The sequence below is a fragment of the Streptomyces sp. NPDC091287 genome, assembly GCF_044768525.1.
Classification (GTDB): domain Bacteria; phylum Actinomycetota; class Actinomycetes; order Streptomycetales; family Streptomycetaceae; genus Streptomyces.
The window spans coordinates 1-1,514 of the sequence record NZ_JBIVUV010000049.1 but is presented as its reverse complement, the minus strand read 5'-3'; the positions used below and the strand labels follow the sequence as shown (position 1 = coordinate 1,514).

The window sequence follows — 1,514 nt, the reverse complement described above, 5'->3', positions numbered from 1 at the left end:
GAGCTGATGACCGGGCGGGGTCGGTCCAGGGGCAGCTGGAGGATGGCGGGAGCGTCCGCCAGCTCCGCACGCCAGAACTCCACCTGAGACGACAGTTTGCTGTCCTCGAACCAGCGTCGCTGCCAGGCGGCGAAGTCGGCGTACTGCACCGGAAGATCCGGCAGTGAAGCGTTCCGGCCCTCGACCAACGCGGTGTACAGCAGCTGGAGTTCATCGAACAGCACCGTCCGGGACCAGGCGTCGGCCACCACGTGGTGCATCGTCACCATCAATACGTGGTCGTCGGCCGCCAGCCGCAGCAGGCCCGCGCGAAACATCGGTCCGGTGGAGAGATCGAACGGCGTGAGCGCCTCGGCCGCGACCATGCGACGAGCCGCGGACTCCGGCTCCGGTTCCGCCGAAATGTCGGTCACCGGCAGGTCCACCGGCTGCGGCGCACTGACCGACTGCCACGGCCGGCCGCCCTCGTCGTGAAGGGTCGTCCGCAGGACTTCGTGCCGCGCCACCACACCGCTCAGCGCCGCGCCCAGCGCGTCCACGTCGAGCGCGCCGTTCAGCCGCACCGCGTCGGGGACGTTGTAGAAGGGGTTGTTCGGCATCAGCTGGTCGAGGAACCACAACCGCTGTTGGGCGAACGACAGCGGGAGCTGCTCGGTCCTGGGCACCGGCTGGAGTGCTCCCCAGGTCCTGTCGACGGTGCTGGTCAGGCTGTTTACGTGCTCTGCCAGCGCGGTGATGGTGGGGCTGTCGAAGATCACCCGCAGGGTCATCTCCGTGTCGAAGGCCTCGTTGACCCGGGAGATGACTTGGATGGCGAGCATGGAGTGGCCGCCGAGTTGGAAGAAGTCGTCGTGGATGCCGATGGGGGTGATGTCGAGGAGCTCGGACCAGATGGCCGAGATGGCCTCCTGGGCGGGATTGGTGGGCGCTTGGAAGGCTGCGTCCAGCTCGGGGCGCGCCCCGTCGGGTTCGGGCAGGGCGCGGCGGTCGAGCTTGCCACCGGGCCCGACCGGGAGCTTGTCCAGCGCCATGATCACGGAGGGGACCATGTGGTCGGGCAGCAACTGTGCGAGGTCGTCGCGAAGCTGGGGGCCGGCGGAGTCCTGCCACGTCTGCCCCGGGGCGGAGGTGACGTAGGCGATGAGCCGTAGCGCGTCGGGCGTGTCACCGTGGACGATGACGACAGCCTGGTCCACGCCGGTGTGCTTGCGCAGGGTGGCCTCGATCTCGCCCAATTCGATGCGGTAGCCGCGGATTTTGACCTGGTTGTCGACCCGGCCGAGGAACTCCAGGTCTCCCGAGGGCAGGTAGCGCACGAGGTCGCCCGTACGGTAGAGCCGGTCGCCCGGCTCCCCGAACGGGTCGGGTACGAACCGCTCGGCGGTGAGCCGTGGTCTGTTGAGGTAGCCCCTGCCCACACCGGCGCCGCCGATGTAGAGCTCGCCGGGGACGCCGGCGGGTGTGAGGGCCTGGTGGGCGTCGAGGACGTAGAGCCGGGTGTTGGTGATCGGCTT

General features: G+C 69.0%; 1 protein-coding gene. It reads right to left on the bottom strand.

The window, feature by feature from the left end; all coding sequences use genetic code 11:
- A partial coding sequence (locus ACIQRW_RS38370; protein WP_403770006.1) for a condensation domain-containing protein occupies positions 1–1,514 on the bottom strand: 1,514 nt, incomplete at both ends.